Below are 22,615 nucleotides of genomic sequence, written 5' to 3'. Positions count from 1 at the left end.
GATCAGGGGTGGTGCTCACGGGTGGCCTCCTCGGCCGGAACGGACGTGCAGTTGGAATCGGGACGGGTCCAGCAGGCTCGTCACCTGCTCGACCACGCCCCCGTCCGCGTCGCGGAACACCTGGGCGACACGGAGGAAGGGCTCGCCGGGGGAGCGGCGCAGGGCCGCGGCGTCGGCCGCTTCGAGCCCGGTGACGGCGATGTGCGCGTCGCCGGAGTCCGGAATCCGGCCGGCCGCGGTGAGCGTGCGGCTCAGGGAGCCGCCGTCGAGGCCACGCTCGACGAGATCGGCCAGCGGTCCGACGGCGGGCACCCGGCTGAACTCCAGCGAGACACCGTGCCCGTCGGGCAGTCGGCGCACGCGGTCCAGCGCGATGAACTCGACCTGCTCCAGGCCGAGTTCGGCGGCGAGGGCGGTGTCGCGTATCCGCTCGAAACGCAGCGTGTGCGTGGTCAGCTCGGTGCCCTGGGCGGCGAGCGCCCGGGTCCAGCCGAGGCGCTGGTCGAGCGGAGCGCCGTCGAAGGTGACGATCGAGCCGATCCCGGCGTGCGTCTCGATGAGCCCCTGCTCGCCGAGCACGCCGAGGGCCTGCCGCACGGTCGTCCGGCTGACCCCGAACCGCTCCCGCAGCGCGTGCTCGCCGGGCAGTTTGCTGCCGTCGGCGTGCACGCCCGTACGGATCTCCTCCGCCAGCACATGGGCGACGCGGTGATGCTTGTGAACCTGTCCAGGCATGTCTAGAAGGTAGCCACGAAGAAGCCGACCTGTCTACACCTGTCCAGTGTCGACTTGGCCGGCTTCCGTACGTCTCCTGGCGGGGCTCAGTCCTTGTCCGCGACCCTGGCCCGGTACGACATCCAGGCCGCGACCAGCGCGCCGGACACGTTGTGCCACACCGAGAACACCGCGGCGGGCAGCGCGGCCAGCGGGCTGAAGTGGGCCGTGGCCAGCGAGGCGGCGAGGCCCGAGTTCTGCATGCCGACCTCGAACGCCATCGCGCGTGACGCGGGCGCCCCGAGCCGCGCGACCTTGCCGGCTCCGTACCCGAGCGCGAGGCCGAGCCCGTTGTGCAGCACCACGGCCAGCAGCACCAGCAGGGCCGCCGACTTGATGGCCTCGGCGCTGCCCGCCACCACCACCGCCACGATCACGGCGATGGTCAGCGCGGACAGCCACGGCAGCACGCCGAGCACCCGGTCCACGTAGCGGCCGAGCACCAGGCGCACGACCAGGCCCGCCAGCACCGGCAGCAGCACGGTCTTGAGGATGTCCGTCATCATCGACCCCGCGTCCACCGGCAGATAGGCGCCCGCGAGCAGCAGCGTCAGCGGCGGGGTGATCAGCGGCGCGAGCACGGTGGAGACCGTGGCGACGGAGACGGACAGGGCGACGTCGCCGCGCGCCAGGTAGGTCACGACATTGGATGCGGTACCGCTGGGCGCGCAGCCGACGAGAATGACGCCGGCCGCCAACTGCGGGGACAGGCCGAGCGCGTGGGCGATGAGCCAGCCGAGCCCCGGCATGATCACGTAGTGCGCGACGAGCCCGAGCCCCACGGCCCACGGGCGCTGTGCGACGCCCTTGAAGTCGCCGAGGGTCATGGTCAGGCCCATGCAGAACATCACGACGCCCAGCAGATACGGCACGTTGGTGCCCCATCCGGCGAAGGTGTCCGGGGTGGCGAGCCCCAGCCCGCCCGCGACGAGCACGAGTACGGGGAACACCGTGACCGCGAGCCGGGCCGCCCGGTCGGCGGACCCGCTCGCCGCGGCAGGGCTCTCGGGGAAACTGGGGTTCGTCTGTTCGGTTTCGCTGTGCACCGGGCGATGCAACGCCGTCGTGGCGTGGGCGCGCAAACGCGTCTCGCCATTCGGTACGTGCGTAATACATGTTGCTTGGTCGGAGCGTCGATGCCGACGTCAGGGGCACTGCCCCACGGGTGTGATCGTGAGAACGGCGGAGTTCCGCAGCGTGACCGGATGCGACGCGTTGCGGGCCGCCTCGACGCGCAGCCGCACGCCGGCAGGCCCTGCGCCGAGGAACGCGCCGCACCGTTCCCCTGTCGTGGTGCTGACCCGCACCAGAGAGTCGGGTGACGACTCAGTGGTGAACCAGGCGACGCCGACACCGCCGGCTGCCAAGGCGATTCCGGCAACGCAACAGACACAAGCCCATCGCAGCGCGCGGGTGACCCTGACGATCTCGCGCTCCGTCCAGCGACGCAGAGACTGCCCCGCCAGCAGGGTGCGGCTTCCCGGGCGGCCATGGGAGGCGCGCACGGCCAGCACCGAGCCGGTCACCAGCAGCAGGAACGCGACCGCCAGGAGGCCGGATGCGAGGAACCTTGCCCGTTCGGGCAGTTGCGTCAGGTCGTCGCGGCCCTTGAGGGTGACGAGGACGGTCAGCAGCGCGGCCAGACCGGTCAGTCCGTTGCGCCACCCCTCCGCTCGGCGCTGGAGCTCCGGCAGCTGCTGGAACTCCTGCTCACGGGCCAGCTCGGACCACCGGCGGTCCGTGGTGGCGCTCATGGTGTGTCCAGCACTGTCACGCGCCAACTCGCTCCGCAACCCACGAAGGCCGCGTCTCCCGGCATCAGGGGATGGGGATGCCTGCACTCGCAGTAGTGCGACTCCTCGAGCAAGGCCGTCACGTCTGCGGCGAACTCCGGCCCGGGCTGCTCCCCCCGGAGCCAGGACAGCACCCCTTTGGTGCCCGTTCCGGGCACACCGTGCCGGTACTCGGTCCGCGTCTTGCCGTGACAGCGCGGGCAGGCCCCCTCGAGGACGATGCCGAGCCCATCGGCCGTGGGGCGACCGCGGAACCGGGTGGTGGTCGTGCCCAGGTACTCCTCGGCATAGGTGGTGTCGAAAGCGTGGGACGCTGCGGGGTCAGTCATCGCAGGGTTCCTCCGTCAGACGCAGGCCGAACAGACCGGAGTACAGCCGCAGTCGCTCGGTCACCCAGGCCGGCGGCTCCCCGACCGCGTCCGCTGCCCGCGCGATGCCCGCGGCCGTGAGCCGGCCCTCGACGGTCGGAGCCACGCCGTCCAAGTGCTGGGAGAGAAGAACCAGGTCCTGCCAGCGGGGGACATCATCCGGCGCGGCCGTCAGGCGTGTGGTCACCTTCTGCCGTGCGGCGAGCAGCGGCAGGTAAGGGGCGATGCGCGTCGCTGTCCGCTGTGCGGAGTCGCCGATACGGGCCGCTGTCTGGACCAGGTTCAAGGGGGTCAGTGTCGACTCGCCGTCCAGTCTGTCCGGCCAGAAGGTTTCGAGCACGTGCAGGTCGTAGAGGTCGGGCTCCTCGGCGCGGAGCAATCGAACCGCGGCTTCCGGGAGTTCGGGAACCTGGGCGCCCAGGGGACGCAGCCGTAGCAGCGCCGTGTACGCGGTCGCCGCGTCGACGCCCATGGTCCGCGCCGCGTTCGCCAGACGGGGCGGGGTGAGAGGCACCCAGACCGCCGAGCCGAGCTCGCCGTCCGGCTCGTTGTACTCGTTCACGTAACCGAGCAGCGCCGAGCGCTCCGCGTCCGTGGGCCGGTGACTCCACAACTCACCAGGAACATCGGCTACGTCCACGCCCACCGACGCCGCTACGGAACGGGCGAGCTGCCATGCCTCACGCAGCGATTCGTTGAGGACTCCGGCGCCGTTGAACAGTGTGGCTGTGGTGAGTGCCTCTGCCGGTATGGCGTCGTCGCTGTTGGGGGAGGCCTGACCGCTGAGCACGAAGCGTGCCCGTAGCGACAGACTCCTCCACTGTTGGGCCATGCGATAACCCTGAGGAACCTGGATGCGCAGGGTGCGCAGTTGGTCGAGGGTCTCTTCGTCGAAGCCCAGGAGATCGGAAAGGGGAATCTGCTCCTCGGCTGTGATCAGCCGGTCTCCCCATCTGTCCAGATACGTCGCGAGAAGCGGTGTGGGGCGAACGTGTCGGGCCGGGTCCCCTGCGGACGCGTAGTGGCGCGCATACGCCAGCTTGAGCGTCGCGGCGTGTGAGGCGAGACGGTCCTCCGCTTCCCCCAGGGACATCCGTCCGCGGAGGGCGTACTGCGCCGTCGCGCGCCAGGACAGCCTGGCCGGGGCCTCCATCCGCGACTCGACGAGGTAATCGTTGAGCAGTGCGAAATCCTCCTGCTGGAGTTCCATCCATGGGCGGACGTCGTCGGGGTCCGGAACGGTCCATCCGAGCCAGGCGTGAGCGGCGAGGACGCCGAGGACCTGCTCCGGTGAGTCGCCGGTCGCGTCGCAGACCAGACGCACGTCCGCGGCCCCGGTGACGGCACTGGACCTGCCGAACCTGATGCCTCCTCGATTCAGGAAGAGGCGATCGATCTCGGCCTCGTCGCAGATGTGCCCGCGGTACTCCTCGGGAACCCGGGGTGCGGACGGTGCGCCCAACGGGATGAAGGGTGCCAGCGCCAGGGCCAGAGCGCCGAGAGGCATGCTCAGTTTGGCGGAGTCCAGTGCGAGATCCCGGGGGTCCACGGCGCCCCGACGCTCACGGAACCTGGCCACAGAGCTCCGTGGCGCCTTGTTCAACCGCGCGGCGAACGCGCCCTGTTCGGCACTCGGAACCCAGTCGAGGCCGCCGGAGTGCGTCGCGCTCAGCGGTGGAATGTCGCAGTAGGAGGCAATGAGCAGTCTGCGCCGCCGTCGCAGCACTTGGGCCAGCGTCTGCTGCTGCTCGACGGCCTGCTGCACGATGTCGGTCCACCGGCCCAATGGCGCGAGGGCAGTGTGCCCATCTCCCGGCTCCGGGACGGGATGCCCGGTCAGCGTGTGAGGACTGATGGCGTCCCACGCCGCACTGGGGTAGGCGAGGGCGGCGCTTCGCCACGCCCGCCAGCGGTCGATCCGTTCACGGTTGCTGTGCGATCGCGCGCCGCTGATGTCCGCGTCCGGATGGAACCATCCGACGGAGTCGAGGTCATGCACCTTGCCCGACTCCTGCCGCACCTGAAGGCCCTGCCCCCGCCACTCGTCGGCCAGCACTCCGGCCAAGGCGATGTTCGTCCGGTCGGCTTCCCACAGCCAGTCCATGGTCAGCCGGGACCAGCGTCCCAGCGCGGCCGCACCCTCGCGCCAGCGCGCCGCTTCCCACGTGCGGTCGTAGTCCTGCAGCTCCTTGCGGCTCACACTCAGAACGCCCGCGTGCTCGCCGGTGAGGTTGAGGACGTAGCCGAAAGGGGTCTGGTCGGTCACGATGCCGTCGCACAGGACGGCACCCTCGCCGGTCACCCACCACAGCCCCTGAGGGCCGGCCTCCAGCGATTCCTCGCCGAGGGTGGTGACGGACGGCTGGAGTACGTCCGGCCGCCATGTGTGGTTGCGCCCGTCCGCGTCCTCGGCCCGCAGATCGAACTCGGTCACGCGCACCAGCTCGCGCAGGACCTGGACACAGGACGTGTCGGACAGAGCGCCGTCGCGCAGATACAGGCGCACTCGCGTGCCACCCCCGGACAGGCCGTCGTCGGGGCCGTTGTGGCGGCGGATACGGAAGAGGCTGCCGCTGCTGGGAATGTCGACGCGAAGTGCGTGCTCCGAGGGGATGCCCTCCGGACTCACCTGGCGCGTGACGATCGTCATCTCCTCGGCGAGCATGAAGTAGCTGAACACCCCGATGCCGAAACGGCTGTTGGGGTACAAGCGGAGCTCGGGGTCGTGGCGGAGCCAGCGGGCCTGCTCGCGCCGGAAGCTCTTCGAGCGTTCGAAACGGCTGCCCGCGCGCGTGAACGTGTGCTTGAGCTGCTCGGCGCTCATCCCCACGCCGTTGTCCCGGCACTCGATGTACCGGCCGTTCTCGTCCTCGCCCTCCGTGAAGGAGATCTCGCCGGTCCAGTCGTCGGTGACCGTGCCCCGACCGCGCAGGTACCTCCACCGCATCGCTCGGTATCGACAGGCGTCCATGGCGTTCTGGTACAGCTCGCGCAGGGCCAGGTTCGGCTCGCCGCCGTAGAGCCGCTCGCCCATCAGGAGCTCGCGCACCTCCGTCTGAGCGAGATGGAAGCGCAGCAGCGGTACTTCGTAGGACGGCTGTCCCGCAGTACGGCCCGGTCTCAAGTCACGGTCGGTGACCCTGCGAGGCAGCCCCGCCAGAAGCGCCTCCTCCGGCGCGGGCATGTCGGCCGCCAACTCGGCGATCTCGGTCACCAACTCGTCGGCCCGGTCCACGATGTCCCCCAGCGCGGCGTGCACGGCCTGGTGCGGGCAGGGCGCGTCCAGATGCAGGACGTCGCTTTCCCGGACCCAGACGAGCTCACGGGCGACGCCGATCACCTGCTCGGGGAGGACCGGATCGGTCACGCCGAGGTGCTCGGCCACCACGTCGGGGAACCTGCGCACGTCCACGGCGAGTGCCGCGGCCAGCCGCAGCAGCAGAGTCAGCGGGCGGACCCGGAGCGTCTGACGGCCGCTGGCCAGCAGCACCTTCTCCGGCGCCGAGGAGGACAGCGGCGCGGGCTCCTCGATGCCCAGCTGCGCCGCCATCGCGCACAACGCCTCGGCCGGTTCCTGAGCGCGCTCGGCGGTGATCCCCATCGCCTCGAGCAACTCCCGCGCGAGTGCGGGTGCGACGGGCACGTCGTCGGTCTCGAAGCGATCGGAGATCCACCGATGCACGAGCCACATCGTCACCGCCGTGGTGTCTCGCTCACGGCCGCGCGTCCGGCACTCGGCGGCCCGGCGGGCGACGGGCCGGTGCTGTTCGCAGATCTGCTCGTAGTGCCGGCGATGGGCGTCCGAACCCGGCCACCGATCGAGGTCGTACGGGCTGATCTCCGCTGCCTGGCTGAGTCGCCCGGCCCACGTGACCTCGTGCAGGAACGTCGCCGCCACGAGAGCCGCCACCTCGATCGCGGACAACTCGACCGTCGCGGGCAGGAGATGAGGAAGACGCTCGCTCAACAGCCGCACGGCGAACGCGTCGTCGGCCCAGGGATCCTCGTGCGGCAGACGGTCCTGAGCGTGGTGCAAGGTGCGTGCGCACTGCTCGACGAACGTGGCCAGACACTTCTTGAAGCGCTCCACCTCACTGTGCTGGGAGTTCGCCACTCTGGACCACAAGGGGGTGTCGAGCGCGGCGGCCAGCCAGTCCTCCATCAGCGAGCGGCCGAAGCAGATCTCCGTGTCCCGTGTGCGTGCCTCGTGGTGGGTGCCGTACTTGATCACAGGCGTCTGGGCCAGGCCGTTGCTGCGGGCGGTTCGTCCCGTGGCCGCACGTGCGGTGGCGAACACCTCCGCGACCGTACGGGCGGGACTGAGCGGGCCCAGTGCCTCGGCGAGCCCTTGGGTGAAGAAGCTTCCCTCGGGCCCGTAGCCGCTGCGCTCGCCGCTCGAACAGCCCGTGAGGACGGCATAGCCGCCGGCCGGTGGTCCGTTGTCGATGCTGTTGCCGAACGGGACGCCGTCGTCCGCCTGGTCGGTGCGGCACGCATCGATGACCCACAGCACCGTCCTGGCCTTGCAGTCCTTCAGGAGGGGACCGATCCCGGCGGGCAGCAGGGAGTCGGTGTACAGCTCCTGCCAGACGCCGTCGCTGGGCCATGCCGCATCGGCCGGCACCAGGTAGTCCTTTCCGCCGACCGTGATGCCGTGGCCGGTGAAGTAGAGCAGGAGGGTGCCGTCCGCCGGGATGTCCCGCGCGAACTCGTACATACTCTTCTTCAGGGTGCTCCGGTGGGCGTCGCGCACGGTCTCCACGTGGTATCCAGCGGCTCCGAGCACCGATTCCATCCGCCGCAGATCGGCATCGGCCACGGCATCCAGCGGCTCAAGGCCCTCCACCCCGCCGGATATCCGTCCGACTCCCAACAGCAGTGCCCTGCGCACCTCGTCCATGTCCCTCCCACCAGCAGACGAACATGATGACACCCGGGGCCGACAGCGCCCCGTGGTTCTCGTGCACCCGGTACTAGTACCGGGTGATCGCCGTCGCCCCGCCCGCCGTCCCGATCGCCATGTGCGGCGCCCGCCCCGGCCGCGCCCACGCCAGGATCCGCCGCATCGCGTCCTTCGGTACGGACACGCAACCGGCCGTCGCCCCCTGCCCGTTGACGTGCAGGAAGATGCCGGCGCCGCGGCCGCGCACCGGCCGGTGGTAGTTGAAGCCGATGACGAGCGCGTGCGCGTACTGCGTGCGGTAGTCGGCGAGGTGCTCGGACTCGGACGCGCGGCAGTCGCGCGGGCGCGGCTCGGTCCAGCGGTTGTAGGCGCGCGCGTCGTTGTCCTGGCACCACCAGGAGTCGTTGTGCACCCGGCGGTACGTCACCGAAGTGCCGCCGGGCGCCGCCGCGTTGCCGAACGCGAACGGCAGGTCGTACAGGCCGGTGGGCGTCGTGTTCGTGCCCTGCTTGCGCCGGGCGCCCTCGACGAGCCCCTTCGCGCCGAACCGCGCGGGCGCCGAACCGGCCTTCACCCAGCGGCCGTCGGCCCGCCGGTCCCACCAGGTGACGGTGCCGCGCGTCGAGGCCGTCCGCGGCGCCTCGGCGGTGACCAGCTGGCTGCCGCCGCCCGTGTCCGCCATGCGGGCGGGCAGCACAGTGGCGGCGGCGCCGCCGGGCGGAGCGGCGCCGAGCATGCCGAGGAAAGCGGCGGAGGTGACGATTCCGGTACGAAGAAGCCCTAAACGGCATAGAAGGCGCATGGGTGAGAACGTAGCGGGCGGGAGCGGTGGTGGCAGCCCCGGTGACCCGTCCAGGCTGAACCCGGCGTGTTCCTTGCCGTGCCCGGCGGGATTGACGATTCATGCATGCCTCTGCATAATCATGCATACCGATACTGTGGTCCGCGAATGTGGTCGCACATCAACCGGCATGAGGAGCAGAGCACGTGAGCAGCAACACCGGCGATGTCCGCCTCTGGGGCGGCCGGTTCGCCGACGGCCCCGCCGAGGCCCTGGCGAAACTCTCCGCCTCCGTCCACTTCGACTGGCGTCTGGCGCCGTACGACATCGCGGGCTCCCGCGCCCACGCGCGCGTGCTCACCAAGGCCGGCCTGCTCACCGACGACGAGCTCACCCGCATGATCGCCGGGCTCGACCAGCTGGAGGCCGACGTCGCGGACGGCTCGTTCGTCGGCACCGTCGCCGACGAGGACGTGCACACCGCCCTGGAGCGCGGCCTGCTCGAGCGGCTCGGCCCCGACCTCGGGGGCAAGCTGCGCGCGGGCCGCTCCCGCAACGACCAGGTGGCGACGCTCTTCCGGATGTACCTGCGCGACCACGCCCGGATCATCGGGGGCCTGATCGCCGACCTGCAGGAGGCCCTCGTCGGCCTCGCCGAGGCGCACCCGGACGTCGCGATGCCCGGCCGCACCCACCTCCAGCACGCCCAGCCGGTGCTGTTCGCCCACCATGTCCTCGCGCACGTCCAGCCGCTGGCCCGGGACGCCGAGCGGCTGCGGCAGTGGGACGCGCGCACGGCCGTCTCGCCGTACGGCTCGGGCGCCCTGGCCGGCTCCTCGCTCGGCCTCGACCCCGAGGCGGTCGCGACGGACCTCGGCTTCGAGCACGGCTCGGTCGCCAATTCCATCGACGGCACCGCCTCGCGCGACTTCGTCGCCGAGTTCGCCTTCATCACCGCGATGATCGGCGTGAACATCTCCCGGATCGCCGAGGAGATCATCCTGTGGAACACGAAGGAGTTCTCCTTCGTCACCCTCCACGACGCCTTCTCGACCGGCTCGTCGATCATGCCGCAGAAGAAGAACCCGGACATCGCCGAGCTGGCGCGCGGCAAGTCCGGCCGCCTCATCGGCAACCTCACGGGCCTGATGGCGACCCTCAAGGCCCTCCCGCTCGCGTACAACCGCGACCTGCAGGAGGACAAGGAGCCGGTCTTCGACTCCTGCGACCAGCTGGAGATCCTGCTGCCCGCCTTCACTGGCATGATGGCCACGCTCACCGTCCACCGCGAGCGCATGGAGGAGCTGGCCCCGGCCGGCTTCTCGCTCGCCACGGACATCGCCGAGTGGCTGGTCAAGCAGGGCGTGCCGTTCCGTGTCGCGCACGAGGTCGCGGGCGAGTGCGTGAAGGTCGCCGAGGCCGAGGGCAAGGAACTCGACGAGCTGACCGACGAGCAGTTCGCGAAGATCTCCGAGCACCTCACGCCCGAGGTGCGCACGGTCCTCAACGTGCCGGGGGCCCTGGCCTCCCGCTCCGGCCGCGGCGGCACCGCGCCCAGCGCGGTCGCCGTCCAGCTCGCCGAGGTCAAGCAGGACCTGGCGGTGCAGCGGGACTGGGCCGACGCCAAGAAGTAGCGCCGACGCCAGGAAGCAGCGCCGGCGCGCACGACGCGGGGCCCGGTTCGTCCATCGGTGGACGGACCGGGCCCCGCGTCGTACCGCCACCGGCTCTCAGCGGCGGGCCCGCGCCCCGCCTCCGTAGCTGGACAGGTCGAGCAGCAGCCCGCACAGCACCACGACCCATCCGATGCCGCGCACCCCGACGACCGGGGCGTACGCGAAGACGTAGCCCAGGGTCGTCCACGGCAGCAGGACCAGACCGGCCAGCGGCAGCAGGAGGCCGGTGAAGGCCCGGTCCACGAGGTTCGTGAACAGCCAGGTGATGACGAGCGCGACGCGGGGCCCGATCGCCGCCATCGCCGCGAAGATGCAGCACCCCATGTCTCTACCTCCCGGAAGACCTGAACGTACCGACAGTCGTAACACTGGGTGAGCGAACCGGCCACCGGGGTTACGGACATGCTGTGAATGAGACAATCATGTCTCATCTGCGCTACTCTCGTCTCATGTCCTTCGATCGCGAACAGGTCCTGCGCAGCGCCGCGGCCCTGCTCACCCGCAAGTCCACGGCCACCACGGACGAGGTCGCCCGGGCCGCGGGCATCAGCCGCGCCACCCTGCACCGGCACTTCGCCGGCCGCGACGCCCTCGTCCGCGCCCTGGAGGACCTCGGCATCCAGGAGTGCGAGGCGGCGCTCGACCGGGCCCGCCTCGACGAGGACCGGGCCGAGGACGCGCTGCGCCGCCTCATCGCCGAGATCGAGGGCGCGGCCCCGCTGCTCGCCTTCCTCGTCACCGAGAACCAGCTCTTCGAGGGCGACGAGCAGAACGCGGGCTGGGCCCACCTCGACGCCCGGATCGCGGCGCTGTTCCGGCGCGGCCAGGAAACCGGCGAGTTCCGGATCGATCTGACCCCCGTGTGGCTGACCGAGGCGCTGTACGGCCTCATCGGCAGCGGCGCCTGGGCCGTCATGGACGGCCGCGTGGCGGCGAAGGACTTCTCATTCATGATCGCCGAGCTGCTGCTCGGCGGCGCACGACGGAGCGTGGAACCATGACCAGCACGAAGCAGCGCACATCCGCGGCGGAGGTGGTGTCGAGGCCCGGACGGTGGCTCGCCCTCTGCGTCCTCGTGCTCGCGGTGCTGCTCGTCGCCGTGGACGCGACGGTCCTCGGCCTCGCGACCCCGTACATCAGCGAGGACCTGAAGCCCTCCGGCACCCAGCTGCTGTGGATCGGCGACGTCTACTCCTTCGTCATCGCCGGACTCCTCGTCTCCATGGGCAGCCTCGGCGACCGCATCGGCCGCAAGAAGCTGCTGCTGGTGGGCGCCGTCGCGTTCGGCGCGGTCTCGGTCCTCAACGCGTACGCCACGACACCGGAGTTGATGATCCTGGCGCGCGCCCTGCTGGGCGTCGCGGGCGCGACCCTCATGCCGTCGACCCTGGCCCTGATCCGCAACATCTTCCACGACCCGCGCGAGCGTTCCCTCGCCGTCGGCATCTGGGGCGCCATGGCCTCGGCGGGCGCGGCGGTCGGCCCGGTCGTCGGCGGCTTCCTGCTCGAACACTTCTGGTGGGGCTCGGTCTTCCTCATCAACCTGCCCGTCATGGCGGTCCTCGTCGTGGTCGGCATCAAGCTCATCCCCGAGTCGAAGAACCCGGTCCCCGGTCCCTGGGACCTGGTCAGTGTCGTGCTGTCCCTGGTCGGCATGATCGCTGTCGTCTACGCGGTGAAGGAGGCGGCGGCGCACGGCTTCCGCTGGGACGTGGCGGTGTCGGCGGTCATCGGCGCGGCGGCGCTCACCTGGTTCGTCCGCCGCCAGCTCACGCTGGACTCACCGCTGTTGGACATGCGCCTGTTCCGCAACCGCGGCTTCTCCGGCGCGGTCCTCGCCGACCTCCTCACCATCCTCGGCCTGTCCGGACTGGTCTTCTTCCTGTCCCAGTTCCTTCAACTGGTGCAGGGGCGGCGCCCGTTCGAGGCGGGCCTGGCCGAACTGCCCGCCGCTGTCGGCGCGGTGGCGGCCGGTCTGATCGCGGGAGTGGTGGCGCGCCGCTTCTCGGTGCGCTCCGTCGTCGCCGGCGGCCTCGCGGCCGTGGGCCTCGCCCTGGCCGCCCTCACGACGCTGAGCCAGAGCACGGGCTACCCGCTGCTCGGCGGGGTGCTGCTGGTCGTCGGGGTCGGCGCCGGCTTCTCGTTCACGGTCACGGCGGACGTGATCCTCTCCAGCGTGCCCAAGGAACAGGCGGGCGCGGCGTCGGCGGTCTCCGAGACGGCGTACGAACTCGGCGCGGCCCTCGGCATCGCCCTGCTCGGCTCGATCGTCACGGGCGTCTACGCGGGCTTCACGGCGCCGCCGGGCACCCCCGCGGACGTGGCGTCGGCCGCCCACGAGTCCCTGGGCGGCGCGGTCGAATCGTCCTCGGCCCTCCCCGCGCAGCAGGCGCACGAACTGCTGACCTCGGCGCAGACGGCCTTCGTGGACGGCCTTCAGGTGGCGGCGGGCGTCGGCGCGGCGGTCCTGCTGGCGACGGCGGTCGCCGCCTGGTTCCTGCTCAGGGGCCAGCGCCTGGAGCACTGAGCGCCGCAGGAGAAACACGTGGGCCCCGGTCGCCGGAGATCTCCGGCGACCGGGGCCCACGTCGCGTCGTTCAGGCGGCCTTCGCCTAAGCGGCCTTCGCCTAAGCGGCCTTCGCCTTCGTGGCGTACATGTCCACATACTCCTGGCCCGACAGCCGCATGACCTCCGCCATCACGGAGTCGGTCACGGCCCGCAGCACATAGCGGTCGCGGCCCATGCCGTCGTAGCGGGAGAACTCCATCGGCTCACCGAACCGCACGGTCACCCGCCCGGGGCGCGGGATGCCCGCCCCGCCCGGCTGCAGCTTGTCCGTGCCGATCATCGCGAACGGGACGACGGGCGCGCCCGTCATGAGCGTCAGGCGGGCGATGCCGGTGCGGCCGCGGTACAGCCGGCCGTCGGGGGAGCGCGTGCCCTCCGGGTAGATCCCGAAGATGTTGCCCTCCTCCAGGATGCGGCGGCCGGTCATCAGCGCGGCCACGCCGCCGTTGGCACCGTCCCGGTCGACCGGGATCATGCCGACGCCGGTGAAGAACCACGCCATGAGGCGGCCCTTGAGGGTCTTGCCGGTGACGTACTCGTCCTTGCCGATGAAGCACACCTGCCGGTCGCAGACGAGCGGCAGGATCATGGAGTCGATGAACGTCAGATGGTTGCCCGCCAGGATGACGGGGCCGGTGCCCGGGATGTTCTCGGCGCCTTCCACACGCGTGCGGAACATCAGGCGCATGATCGGACCGAGCACTGCCTTGATGAGCGCGAAGCGGGACAACGGGCCCTCCGGTGTCAAGGAACGGACAGGAATGTGCGTAGGGGTCTGTGCAGGTGAGGACGATACTCGCGGCCGGGTACCCGTTGCACATCGGGTTCACCGACCCGATACGCAGAGTTGACCTGAGCGAGCGCCCCGTTGATGCGGCGACGACACCCAGGAGTCATCCCGCATCACCCTGACGTTCCGTCCGGGGTCTCCCACTCGTCACTCCCGCACACCTACGATCGGTCCCGCTTTGACAGGTGCAAGGCGGGACTTGGCGGGAGGAGTGCTTCATGGGGAACGAGAAGTCGCAGGACGCACAGCAGGCACAGGAGACGCGGGCCGAGGGGGCGGTGGGCCGGCGCTCGCTGCTGGGCGCCGCGGTGCTCGGCGCGGGCGCGGCCGCCCTCGGCGCGCCGTCGGCCGCCGTGGCCGCCGACCGCGGCAGTGGCGGGAATCACTCCGGCCAGGGTTATCGCAGCCTGCCCGTGCCGACGGTCGTCGCCCATCGCGGCACCAGCGGCTACCGCCCCGAGCACACCCTGGGCTCGTACCAGTTGGCGCTCGACATGGGCGCCCATGTCATCGAGGCAGGCGACATCGTCCCGACCAAGGACGGCCGGCTCGTATGCCGTCACGAACCGGAAATCGGGGGCACCACGGACGTCTCGGCCCACCCCGAGTTCGCCTCCCGCAAGACCACGAAAATCATCGACGGGGTCTCCACGACCGGCTGGTTCACCGAGGACTTCACGCTCGCCGAGCTGAAGACGCTGCGGGCCAAGGAGCGCATCCCGGCGACCCGGCAGCGCAACACCCTCTACGACGGGCGCTGGGAGATCCCCACCTTCGAAGAGGTGCTCAAGTGGCGCGCGGAGCAGAGCAGGAAGCGCGGCAAGGAGGTGTGGATCCACGTCGAGACCAAGCACCCCACCTACTTCCGCAAGCTCGGCCTCGGCCTGGAGGAGCGCCTCGCCACACTGCTGCGCGCGTACGGCCTGCACCGCAAGAACTCGCCGGCCTTCCTGCAGTCCTTCGAGCCGACGAGCATCCAGCGCCTGAACAAGCTGGTCGACAACCCGCTGGTCGTCCTGCTCTCCACGGCCGGCTCCCGCCCGGCGGACTTCGTCGACATCGGCGACCCGCGCACCGTCGCCGACCTGATCACGCCCAAGGGGCTCCAGGAGATCGCGACGTACGCGCAGGGCATCGGCCCGACCCTGGACCTCGTCATCCCCAAGGACGCGGCGGGCAAGCTCCTGGAGCCGACCACCCTCGTGAAGGACGCGCACGCGGCCGGGCTGATCCTCCACCCGTACACGATGCGCAACGAGAACACCTTCCTGCCCGCCGACTTCAAGAAGGGCACGGACCCGAACGCCTACGGTGACGCGTTCGGCGCCTTCAAGGCGTACTTCGCCACGGGCATCGACGGCATCTTCTCCGACAACTGCGACACCGCCCTGCTCGCCCGCGAGGACTTCGTCAACGGCTGACCCGCGGGCCCCGGTTGGAGTGAGACGCGGCCGCCCCGGCAACCTCGTGCCGGGACGGCCGCGTCCCGCCGGGCATGACGACAACGACGTACGACCCGGTGATCGAGACCCTGCGCCCCCTGCTCGCGGCCGAGGTCCGGGCCGAGCTCCCCGGCACCGCCGAGCCCCGCGACCTCGAACAGGCCGTCTGGGTCCGCCTGCTGGAACACCTCGACACCCAGGGCCCGCCCGCCGACCCCGCGGCCTGGCTGACGGCGACGGTCCGCGCGGAGGCGGGCCGTCAGCGCCGTGCGGCCCTGCGCGAACTGCCGTACGCCACCGAACCCGCCGCCGAGACCGCCGAATCGGACCCCGAGCACCACACGCTGACCAGGGAGCGCGCCCGTGCCCTGCACGCCGCCGTGCGCAGGCTCCCCGGACGCTGCCCCCGCCTCATCGGCGCACTGCTGTCCCCGAAAGACCTCACGTACCGGGAGATCGCAGGCGAGTTGGGTATGTCACAGGGCAGCCTTGGGCCGGAACGTTCCAGATGTCTGGGATGCCTGCGCAGAATCCTCGCGTCCGAGGTTGCGCCCGGGGCCCGTAGGGGAAAAGGGTGAGGGACAACCGGCGGACAGGTGAGCGGGAGGCATGCACACATGGGCATGAGCGTGACCATCTCTGCGGCGACCGAAGCGGACACCGAGCAGATCCTCAAGCTGCAGTACCTCTGCTATCAGAGCGAGGCGCAGCTCTACGGCGACTACTCGATCGAGCCGCTCACGCAGTCCCTCGACTCGGTCAGGGCCGAACTGACGGGCGGCACCGTCCTGGTGGCCCGCCTCGGTGACGAAGTGGTGGCGTCGGTGCGCGGCACGCTCGGCGCGGACGGCACCGCCCGCATCAACAAGCTCATCGTGCACCCCCGCATGCAGCGCCACGGCCTGGGCGGCCGCCTGCTCGCCGCCGTCGAGTCCGCGCTCGGCACGGCGGGCACGGCCAAGCGCTTCGAGCTGTTCACGGGCCACCGCAGCGAACACAACCTGCGCCTGTACCGCAAGCACGGCTACGCGGCCGTGGCGACGAAGCAGGTCGACGAGCGGCTGACCGTGGTGACGCTGGCCAAGGACATCGAAGCCGGGGCGCTGACGGCTAGCGCGTAGCGTTCCGGGCCCGGCGCAGCCAGAACAGTGCGGAGACGGGCAGCAGCACCGGGATGAACAGGTACTCCATGCCGTAGTCGGACCAGACGGTGGAGTCCGCGAACGCGGAGGGCTCCACCAGAGTCCAGGTCCCGACCCCCAGGACGCCCACGAGCTCGGCGGCGCAGCACACCAGCGCCGCCTTGCGGGCCGTCTCGCCGCCCCGCACGAGCGAGTACGTGATGAAGCCGTAGACGACACCCGCGACGGCGGAGAGCGTGTACGCGAGCGGCGCCCTGCCGAAGTCCGTCGCGATCTGGAAGACCGAGCGGGACACCGCGCCGACGACCATCACGCCGTACAGCCACACGAGCAGCGTGCCCGGACCGCTCGTCAGCGCCCGCGACGTCTTCTTGGCGCCCTCGGCATCGGCAGCGTTCCCGGTGTTCCCGGCGTTCTCGGAGGTGGCGGTCACCTCAGCCTCCCCAGATGTCGTAGAGCCGCACTTCGAGCACGGCGAGCACCACGCCGCCGGCGGCGACCGTGACCGAACCCCAGCGCGTACGCTCCGCCAGCGACATGAACCCCGCCGCCGGCACGCACGCGAACGCCCCGATCAGATACGCGACGAAGATCGTCGTGCCCTGCACCGGCTTCTCGCCCCGCGCCAGCTGCACGATCCCGATGACCAGCTGCACCAGCGCGAGCGCCGAGACCACGGCCATGCCGATGAAGTGCCAGTCCTTGGTCGGCTGGTCGCGGTAGGCGGCGAAACCGCACCACGCGGCGAGCGCGAGCGCGGCGAGACCCGTCACCAGGGTCAGGGCATCAAGCATGGCCGTGAGCCTATTACGGGCCAAAAGACCCGATGCGCTCGCCCCCGGGGTGGCCCGTAGCCTTGGGAAACATGAAGATCACCGCTGACGCCCTGCTGTTCGACAACGACGGAACCCTGCTCTCGTCCATGGAGTCGGTGTACCGCTGCTGGACCCGCTGGGCGCAGGAGTACGGGATCACCGCCGAGGACTTCGCCGCCGTGGAGCTGCACGGCCGCCCCGCCGCCGAGATCGCCGCCGACCTGCTGCCCGCCGAGAAGATCGCCGAGGCCGTGGCCCGCATCGAGGAGCTCGAGGTCGAGGACGTGCCCAACGGCGGCACCCACGTCCTGCCCGGCACCAAGGAACTGCTGGACTCCCTGCCCGACGGCCGCTGGGCCGTCGTCACCTCCGCGACCCGTCGCCTGGCCGAGGCCCGCCTCGCCGCCGTCGGGATCAACCCGCCGCTGCTCATCGCCGCCGACGACATCACGCGCGGCAAGCCGGACCCCGAGCCGTTCCTGCTCGCCGCCGAGAAGCTCGGCATGGACCCGGCACGCTGCGTCGTCTTCGAGGACGCCCCGGCCGGTCTCACGGCGGGCCGCGCGGGCGGCATGACCACCGTGGCGTTGACCACAACGCACGAGGCCCACGAGCTCTCCGCGGACGTCGTGGTGAAGGACCTGTCGGCCGTGTCAGCACTGGCCACGGAGGCCGGGATCGAGATCACCGCCGGGGCCTGACCCGGCCGCCGCACCTGTCCGCCGCTGTCCGCTATTCGGACAGCGGGGGCGGGCCGCGTCCTCATCTCTGCTTTACTTGCCCGCATGACCACGACGAGCAGCCGCACCCTTGCGACCGAGGCGACGATGACGCCCGGTGCTCGTTGTATGTGTCGAATGTGCGCCTTCTGAGGGCCCCCGCACCGATCTCGCGCCCCGAAGCGAGACCCGCGCGCCCTGTCCGTAGGGAGTGACTCCGCAGGGAGAAGCAGTTCACCTACGTGACCGGGCCGTGCCCCGCGCACAGATTCTCCGTACTGATGCCAGCCGCACCGATGCCAGTGCCGTGCCGCGTTCGGAGCGAGAGCCTGCCGCGCCCGGAAACTCCGCAAGTTCCCGAAATGATTGCCCCGTGCCCGGCGCCACCCGTGCCGTGCACTCGACAGTGACGGAAACCCACGTGATCACCACCCAGGGCCTCACAAAGGTCTACCGCTCGCGCGGCCGCGAGGTCACCGCCCTCGACGGCGTCGATCTCCACGTGCGCGAAGGTGAGGTGTACGGCGTCATCGGTCAGTCCGGCGCCGGCAAGTCCTCGCTGATCCGCTGCGTGAACCTCCTCGAACGCCCCACCTCCGGCACCGTGACGGTCGCCGGCCAGGACCTCACCGCTCTCGCCGGGCGCGGACCGCGCGCCGGCAAGGAGCTGCGCGAGGCGCGCAGCCGCATCGGCATGGTCTTCCAGCACTTCAACCTGCTGTCCTCGCGCACCGTCCAGGACAACATCGAGCTGCCGCTGGAGATCCTCGGCAAGTCGGGGAAGGAACGTTCCGCCAAGGCGCTGGAGCTGCTCGACCTCGTCGGCCTCGCCGACAAGGCCACGTCCTACCCGGCCCAGCTCTCCGGCGGCCAGAAGCAGCGCGTCGGCATCGCCCGCGCGCTGGCCGGCGACCCGAAGGTGCTGCTCTCCGACGAGGCGACCAGCGCCCTCGACCCGGAGACCACCCGCTCGATCCTCCAGCTCCTTCGCGACCTCAACCGGCAGCTCGGCCTGACCGTCCTGCTCATCACGCACGAGATGGACGTCGTCAAGACCGTCTGCGACTCCGCCGCTCTCATGGAGCGCGGGCAGATCGTCGAGTCCGGCACCGTCAGCGAACTGCTCGCGACACCCGGCTCGGAGCTCGCCGCCGCGCTGTTCCCGGTCAGCGGCGACGCCTCCGGCGCGGACCGCACCGTCCTCGACGTCACCTTCCACGGCGAGTCGACGACCCAGCCGGTCATCTCGCAGCTGTCGCGCACGTACAACATCGACATCTCGATCCTCGGCGCCGCGATGGACACCGTCGCGGGCAAGCAGGTCGGCCGCATGCGCATCGAACTGCCCGGCCGCTACGAGGAGAACGTCGTCCCGATCGGCTTCCTGCGCGAGCAGGGCCTTCAGGCCGAGCTGGTCACGAACACGGCACACGCCGATCTGCAGAAGGAAGGTGTCACCAAGTGACCTGGTCGGAGATGCAGCCGCTGCTGTCCCAGGCATGTGGGGACACCCTCTACATGGTCGGCTGGTCCACGCTGATCGCCGTCGTCGCGGGCCTTCCGCTCGGCATCCTGCTCGTCCTCACGGACCGCGGCGGACTGCTGCAGAACGTCGTGGCGAACAAGGTCATCGGGCAGATCGTGAACATCGTCCGCTCGATGCCCTTCATCATCCTGATGGTCGCGCTGATGACCTTCACGCGCTGGATCGTCGGCACCACCATCGGCCGCGAGGCCGCCATCGTGCCGCTCGCCGTCGGGGCCATTCCGTTCTTCGCGCGCCTCGTCGAGACGTCCGTGCGCGAGGTCGACGGCGGGCTCGTCGAGGCCGTGCAGTCGATGGGCGGCAACACCTGGACCGTCGTCCGCAAGGTCCTCGTCCCCGAGTCGCTGCCGTCGCTCATCTCGGCCACCACGACGACGATCGTCGCCATCATCGGCTACTCCGCGATGGCCGGCACGGTCGGCGCGGGCGGCCTCGGCGACCTCGCGATCCGCTACGGCTACCAGCGCTTCGAGACCCAGATGATGTGGATCATCGTGGCGATCCTCGCCGTCGTCATCGCCGTCATCCAGTTCGCGGGCGACAGCGGTGCCCGCGTCCTGCACCGCCGCGCCGGCAAGGGCGGCGAGCCGCTCCGCTTCCGCGTGCTCGGCGGCTTCCTGCCCGGCGGTCCGGCCGGCGCGGAGCCCGCCCCCGCCAAGACCCGCTGACCCGCAGAATCCTGTCTCCCCGCCTCACCCGGCGGGTTGCACCACCCATGGAGAAAGGCACTTTTCGTGCGTAACACCACCAAGATCACCGCAGCTGTCCTCGTCACTGGCGCCCTCACCCTGGGCCTGTCCGCCTGCGGCTCCGACAAGGCCGACACCAAGGCCGACGCCAACGACAAGCTGGTCGTCGCGGCGACCCCCGTCCCGCACGCCGAGATCCTCGACTACATCAAGGACAACCTGGCGAAGAAGGCCGGCCTCAACCTCGAGGTCAAGGAGTTCACCGACTACGTCACGCCGAACACGGCGACCGAGGACGGGTCCGTGGACGCCAACTACTTCCAGACCACGCCGTACCTCGAGGACTTCAACAAGAAGCAGGGCACGCACCTCAAGTCGGTCGCCACCGTCCACCTGGAGCCGCTCGGCCTCTACTCCGAGAAGGCCGAGAAGCTCGACGACCTCAAGAAGGGCGGCACCATCGCCCTTCCGAACGACGCCGACAACGAGAGCCGCGCCCTGCGCTTCCTCGCCGCCAACAAGATCATCACGCTCAAGAGCGGCTCCGAGGCCACCGCGACCCCGCAGGACATCGCCAAGAACCCGAAGGGCCTCGAGTTCAAGGAGGTCGAGGCGGCCCAGACCCCGCGCTCCCTCAAGGACGTCGACGCCGCGGTGATCAACGGCAACTACGCCATCGGTGCCGGCCTCAAGCCCGCCAAGGACGCCCTCGCCCTGGAGTCCACGAAGAACAACGCGTACAACAACGTGCTCGCCGTCAAGGAGGGCAACGAGGACGACCCGCGCGTCAAGAAGCTCGCCAAGCTCCTGACGTCGCCCGAGGTGAAGAAGTTCATCGAGGACAAGTACAAGGGCTCCGTCCTCCCCTCGTTCTGAGCGGCGACCTCACAGTTCTGAGCATCCGATGCGCACCGTCACCCTGCCCGCCGCCGTCATCGCCGCAGCCCTCGCGCTCGGCCTGACGGCCTGCGGATCCGGCGGCACGGGGTCCGGCTCCGACGACAAGAGCGGCACGCTCGTCGTCGGCGCCACCCCGACTCCGGCCGGCGAAGTCCTCACGTACGTCCAGAAGAACCTGGCGAAGAAGGCCGGACTCGACCTGCAGATCAAGGAGTTCACGGACTACGTCCTGCCGAACACCGCGCTCCAGCAGGGCGAGCTCGACGCCAACCTGTTCCAGCACAAGCCCTACCTGGACGACTTCAACACGTCCAAGGGCACGACACTGGCCGCCGTCACCGAGGTCTATCTGCCGCCGCTCGGCTTCTACTCCAAGAAGACCGGCGACGTCACGAAGCTGAAGGACGGGGCGACCGTCGCGCTGCCCAACGACGCGACCAACGAGGCGAGGGCGCTCGAACTCCTCGCCTCCCAGGGCGTGATCGAGCTCAAGAAGGGCGCCGGTGTGAACGCGACTCCCAAGGATGTCGCGAAGAACCCGAAACACCTCACCTTCAAGGAGCTCGAAGCGGCCCAGCTGCCGCGCTCGTTGGACGACGTCGACGTGGCCGCCGTCAACAACAACTTCGCACTCGACGCGGGCCTGAGCCCCAAGAAGGACGCCATCCTTCTGGAGACCGCGAAGAACAATCCGTACAACAACGTCCTCGCCGTCAAGAAGGGCGACGAGGACGACCCGCGCGTCAAGAAGCTGGCCGAGCTGCTGACTTCGCCCGAGGTGAAGAAGTTCATCGAGGACAAGTACCAGGGCGCGGTACTCCCGGTCACCGGGGCCTGAACGCCGCACCGCCCATGGGGGCCGCTCCTGGCTGACAGGGGCGGCCCCCATGTGCAGTTACGTGCCTTCATGCTGCATGCTGGGCACTTCACCCGGCCGACAAGAAGGTTGAAGGCGGCCACGAAGGTTACGGAGCGGCGCATGACGAACACCTTCCCCGAGATCTCCATCAGCACGGAGCGCTTGGTGCTGCGTGCGCTCGACGAGGACGACGTCCCCGCCCTGACCGAGATGATGAACGACGAGATGGTCGCCGCCTGGACGTCCGTGCCGCAGCCCTTCACCGAGGACGGCGCGCGGTCCTGGATCACCGACTACGCGCCCAAGGAGCGTGCCGCGGGCACCGGCCTGGACCTCGCCGTCACCGAGTTCCTCACCCAGCGCCTGGTCGGCATCATCCAGCTCACGAAGACCAACTGGCACGTGCGCGCCACCGAGTTGTCGTACATCGTGGCCCCCTGGGCCCGCGGCGAGGGCTACGCCTCCGAGGCCGCGCTCGCCATGGCCCAGTGGCTCTTCCGCGACCAGCGCATGGAGCGCATCGAACTGCGCACCGCCGCCGACAACACGGCCTCCCAGCAGGTCGCCCAGAAGATCGGCTGCATCAGCGAGGGCGTCCTGCGCAACGCGTGCATAGCGCGTACCCGCACCGAGGACGGCAGCTGGGCCGAGGTCCGCACCGACTTCATCGTCTGGAGCCTGCTGCCCGAGGACATCGAGGGCGTCACCGAGCAGCTCGCCGAGGCCGGAGGTTTCACGGCCTTCTCGGACTGGAACTGACCCCACAGGCAGTCGCCAGACCCACCAGGTACGCTCTCGGTGCCCAGCCCGGCCCCTTCCCGCCCGGCGGCTTCCCCCGATCCGTGTACG

The 22,615-nt window shown here is 70.3% G+C and carries 22 protein-coding genes; 12 read left to right on the top strand and 10 right to left on the bottom strand.

Annotated elements, in window-relative coordinates; all coding sequences use genetic code 11:
- Nucleotides 1-15: 15 nt before the first annotated feature.
- From ACVHNB_RS27425 to ACVHNB_RS27400, 6 genes are all read right to left on the bottom strand, one after another.
- Nucleotides 16-735, bottom strand: coding sequence for a GntR family transcriptional regulator (locus tag ACVHNB_RS27425; protein WP_428955884.1), 720 nt, complete (start codon nucleotides 733-735; stop codon nucleotides 16-18).
- Between the two features lie 86 nt (nucleotides 736-821).
- Entirely contained in the window at nucleotides 822-1,820 is a 999-nt protein-coding gene (locus ACVHNB_RS27420; protein WP_456226135.1) for a bile acid:sodium symporter family protein, read from the bottom strand.
- Between the two features lie 99 nt (nucleotides 1,821-1,919).
- Entirely contained in the window at nucleotides 1,920-2,528 is a 609-nt protein-coding gene (locus ACVHNB_RS27415) for a hypothetical protein (RefSeq protein WP_456226134.1), read from the bottom strand.
- Entirely contained in the window at nucleotides 2,525-2,896 is a 372-nt protein-coding gene (locus ACVHNB_RS27410) for a hypothetical protein (RefSeq protein WP_456226133.1), read from the bottom strand. The genes ACVHNB_RS27415 and ACVHNB_RS27410 overlap by 4 nt, the downstream gene beginning before the upstream one ends.
- Nucleotides 2,889-7,835, bottom strand: coding sequence for an HD domain-containing protein (locus ACVHNB_RS27405; RefSeq protein WP_456226132.1), 4,947 nt, complete (start codon nucleotides 7,833-7,835; stop codon nucleotides 2,889-2,891). The genes ACVHNB_RS27410 and ACVHNB_RS27405 overlap by 8 nt, the downstream gene beginning before the upstream one ends.
- Nucleotides 7,836-7,908: 73 nt before the next feature.
- The gene (locus ACVHNB_RS27400) at nucleotides 7,909-8,574 is read right to left on the bottom strand and encodes a L,D-transpeptidase family protein (RefSeq protein ID WP_428955886.1); all 666 of its coding nucleotides are present in this window, start codon (nucleotides 8,572-8,574) and stop codon (nucleotides 7,909-7,911) included.
- 251 nt (nucleotides 8,575-8,825) lie between these two features.
- On the opposite strand from ACVHNB_RS27400, the gene argH reads away from it, so the two are divergent.
- Entirely contained in the window at nucleotides 8,826-10,253 is a 1,428-nt protein-coding gene (gene argH, locus ACVHNB_RS27395; RefSeq protein ID WP_456226131.1) for an argininosuccinate lyase, read from the top strand.
- A 96-nt stretch (nucleotides 10,254-10,349) separates the two neighbouring features.
- Here the strand turns inward: argH and ACVHNB_RS27390 are convergent, their stop codons facing one another.
- Entirely contained in the window at nucleotides 10,350-10,619 is a 270-nt protein-coding gene (locus tag ACVHNB_RS27390; protein WP_428955888.1) for a hypothetical protein, read from the bottom strand.
- Between the two features lie 125 nt (nucleotides 10,620-10,744).
- On the opposite strand from ACVHNB_RS27390, the gene ACVHNB_RS27385 reads away from it, so the two are divergent.
- Nucleotides 10,745-11,296 (top strand): TetR/AcrR family transcriptional regulator, encoded by a 552-nt coding sequence (locus tag ACVHNB_RS27385; RefSeq protein WP_456226130.1) that lies wholly within the window; start codon nucleotides 10,745-10,747, stop codon nucleotides 11,294-11,296.
- Nucleotides 11,293-12,822 carry an MFS transporter gene (locus ACVHNB_RS27380; RefSeq protein ID WP_456226129.1) on the top strand — a complete coding sequence of 510 codons (1,530 nt, stop codon included), beginning with the start codon at nucleotides 11,293-11,295 and terminating at the stop codon, nucleotides 12,820-12,822. The genes ACVHNB_RS27385 and ACVHNB_RS27380 overlap by 4 nt, the downstream gene beginning before the upstream one ends.
- Nucleotides 12,823-12,922: 100 nt before the next feature.
- On the opposite strand, the gene ACVHNB_RS27375 is transcribed toward ACVHNB_RS27380, so the two are convergent.
- Nucleotides 12,923-13,612: a lysophospholipid acyltransferase family protein gene (locus ACVHNB_RS27375; protein ID WP_428955891.1), complete on the bottom strand. Its 690-nt coding sequence runs from the start codon at nucleotides 13,610-13,612 to the stop codon at nucleotides 12,923-12,925.
- Nucleotides 13,613-13,872: 260 nt separating this feature from the next.
- Here ACVHNB_RS27375 and ACVHNB_RS27370 point away from each other — a divergent pair, with 260 nt between their 5' ends.
- The 3 genes from ACVHNB_RS27370 to ACVHNB_RS27360 all read left to right on the top strand — a co-directional run bounded on the left by ACVHNB_RS27370 (nucleotide 13,873) and on the right by ACVHNB_RS27360 (nucleotide 16,217).
- Nucleotides 13,873-15,075: a glycerophosphodiester phosphodiesterase gene (locus tag ACVHNB_RS27370; RefSeq protein ID WP_428955892.1), complete on the top strand. Its 1,203-nt coding sequence runs from the start codon at nucleotides 13,873-13,875 to the stop codon at nucleotides 15,073-15,075.
- A 74-nt stretch (nucleotides 15,076-15,149) separates the two neighbouring features.
- Nucleotides 15,150-15,674: a sigma-70 family RNA polymerase sigma factor gene (locus ACVHNB_RS27365; RefSeq protein WP_428955893.1), complete on the top strand. Its 525-nt coding sequence runs from the start codon at nucleotides 15,150-15,152 to the stop codon at nucleotides 15,672-15,674.
- A gap of 39 nt (nucleotides 15,675-15,713) precedes the next feature.
- Entirely contained in the window at nucleotides 15,714-16,217 is a 504-nt protein-coding gene (locus ACVHNB_RS27360) for a GNAT family N-acetyltransferase (protein ID WP_428955894.1), read from the top strand.
- Here ACVHNB_RS27360 and ACVHNB_RS27355 read toward each other — a convergent pair.
- Complete coding sequence (locus tag ACVHNB_RS27355; RefSeq protein WP_428957718.1) at nucleotides 16,207-16,593, bottom strand: hypothetical protein; 387 nt, start codon at nucleotides 16,591-16,593, stop codon at nucleotides 16,207-16,209. The genes ACVHNB_RS27360 and ACVHNB_RS27355 overlap by 11 nt on opposite strands.
- 79 nt (nucleotides 16,594-16,672) lie before the next feature.
- Nucleotides 16,673-17,032 carry a hypothetical protein gene (locus ACVHNB_RS27350; protein ID WP_428955895.1) on the bottom strand — a complete coding sequence of 120 codons (360 nt, stop codon included), beginning with the start codon at nucleotides 17,030-17,032 and terminating at the stop codon, nucleotides 16,673-16,675.
- A gap of 71 nt (nucleotides 17,033-17,103) precedes the next feature.
- Between ACVHNB_RS27350 and ACVHNB_RS27345 the strand changes: the two genes are divergently transcribed.
- From ACVHNB_RS27345 to ACVHNB_RS27320, 6 genes are all read left to right on the top strand, one after another.
- The gene (locus ACVHNB_RS27345) at nucleotides 17,104-17,754 is read left to right on the top strand and encodes an HAD family hydrolase (protein ID WP_428955896.1); all 651 of its coding nucleotides are present in this window, start codon (nucleotides 17,104-17,106) and stop codon (nucleotides 17,752-17,754) included.
- 439 nt (nucleotides 17,755-18,193) lie between these two features.
- Nucleotides 18,194-19,237: a methionine ABC transporter ATP-binding protein gene (locus tag ACVHNB_RS27340; protein ID WP_428955897.1), complete on the top strand. Its 1,044-nt coding sequence runs from the start codon at nucleotides 18,194-18,196 to the stop codon at nucleotides 19,235-19,237.
- Nucleotides 19,234-19,986, top strand: a complete 753-nt coding sequence (locus tag ACVHNB_RS27335) for a methionine ABC transporter permease (RefSeq protein ID WP_428955898.1) — start codon at nucleotides 19,234-19,236, stop codon at nucleotides 19,984-19,986. Before ACVHNB_RS27340 ends, ACVHNB_RS27335 begins: the two co-directional genes overlap by 4 nt.
- A gap of 66 nt (nucleotides 19,987-20,052) precedes the next feature.
- Entirely contained in the window at nucleotides 20,053-20,883 is an 831-nt protein-coding gene (locus ACVHNB_RS27330; protein WP_428955899.1) for a MetQ/NlpA family ABC transporter substrate-binding protein, read from the top strand.
- 28 nt (nucleotides 20,884-20,911) lie between these two features.
- The gene (locus ACVHNB_RS27325) at nucleotides 20,912-21,745 is read left to right on the top strand and encodes a MetQ/NlpA family ABC transporter substrate-binding protein (RefSeq protein WP_428955900.1); all 834 of its coding nucleotides are present in this window, start codon (nucleotides 20,912-20,914) and stop codon (nucleotides 21,743-21,745) included.
- 141 nt (nucleotides 21,746-21,886) lie between these two features.
- The gene (locus tag ACVHNB_RS27320; RefSeq protein ID WP_428955901.1) at nucleotides 21,887-22,525 is read left to right on the top strand and encodes a GNAT family N-acetyltransferase; all 639 of its coding nucleotides are present in this window, start codon (nucleotides 21,887-21,889) and stop codon (nucleotides 22,523-22,525) included.
- The last annotated feature ends 90 nt before the right edge of the window (nucleotides 22,526-22,615 follow it).

It is taken from the genome of Streptomyces sp. YJ-C3, assembly GCF_053891275.1.
The sequence above is the reverse complement of the archived record's forward strand: the minus strand, read 5'-3'. Positions and strand labels throughout refer to the sequence as shown.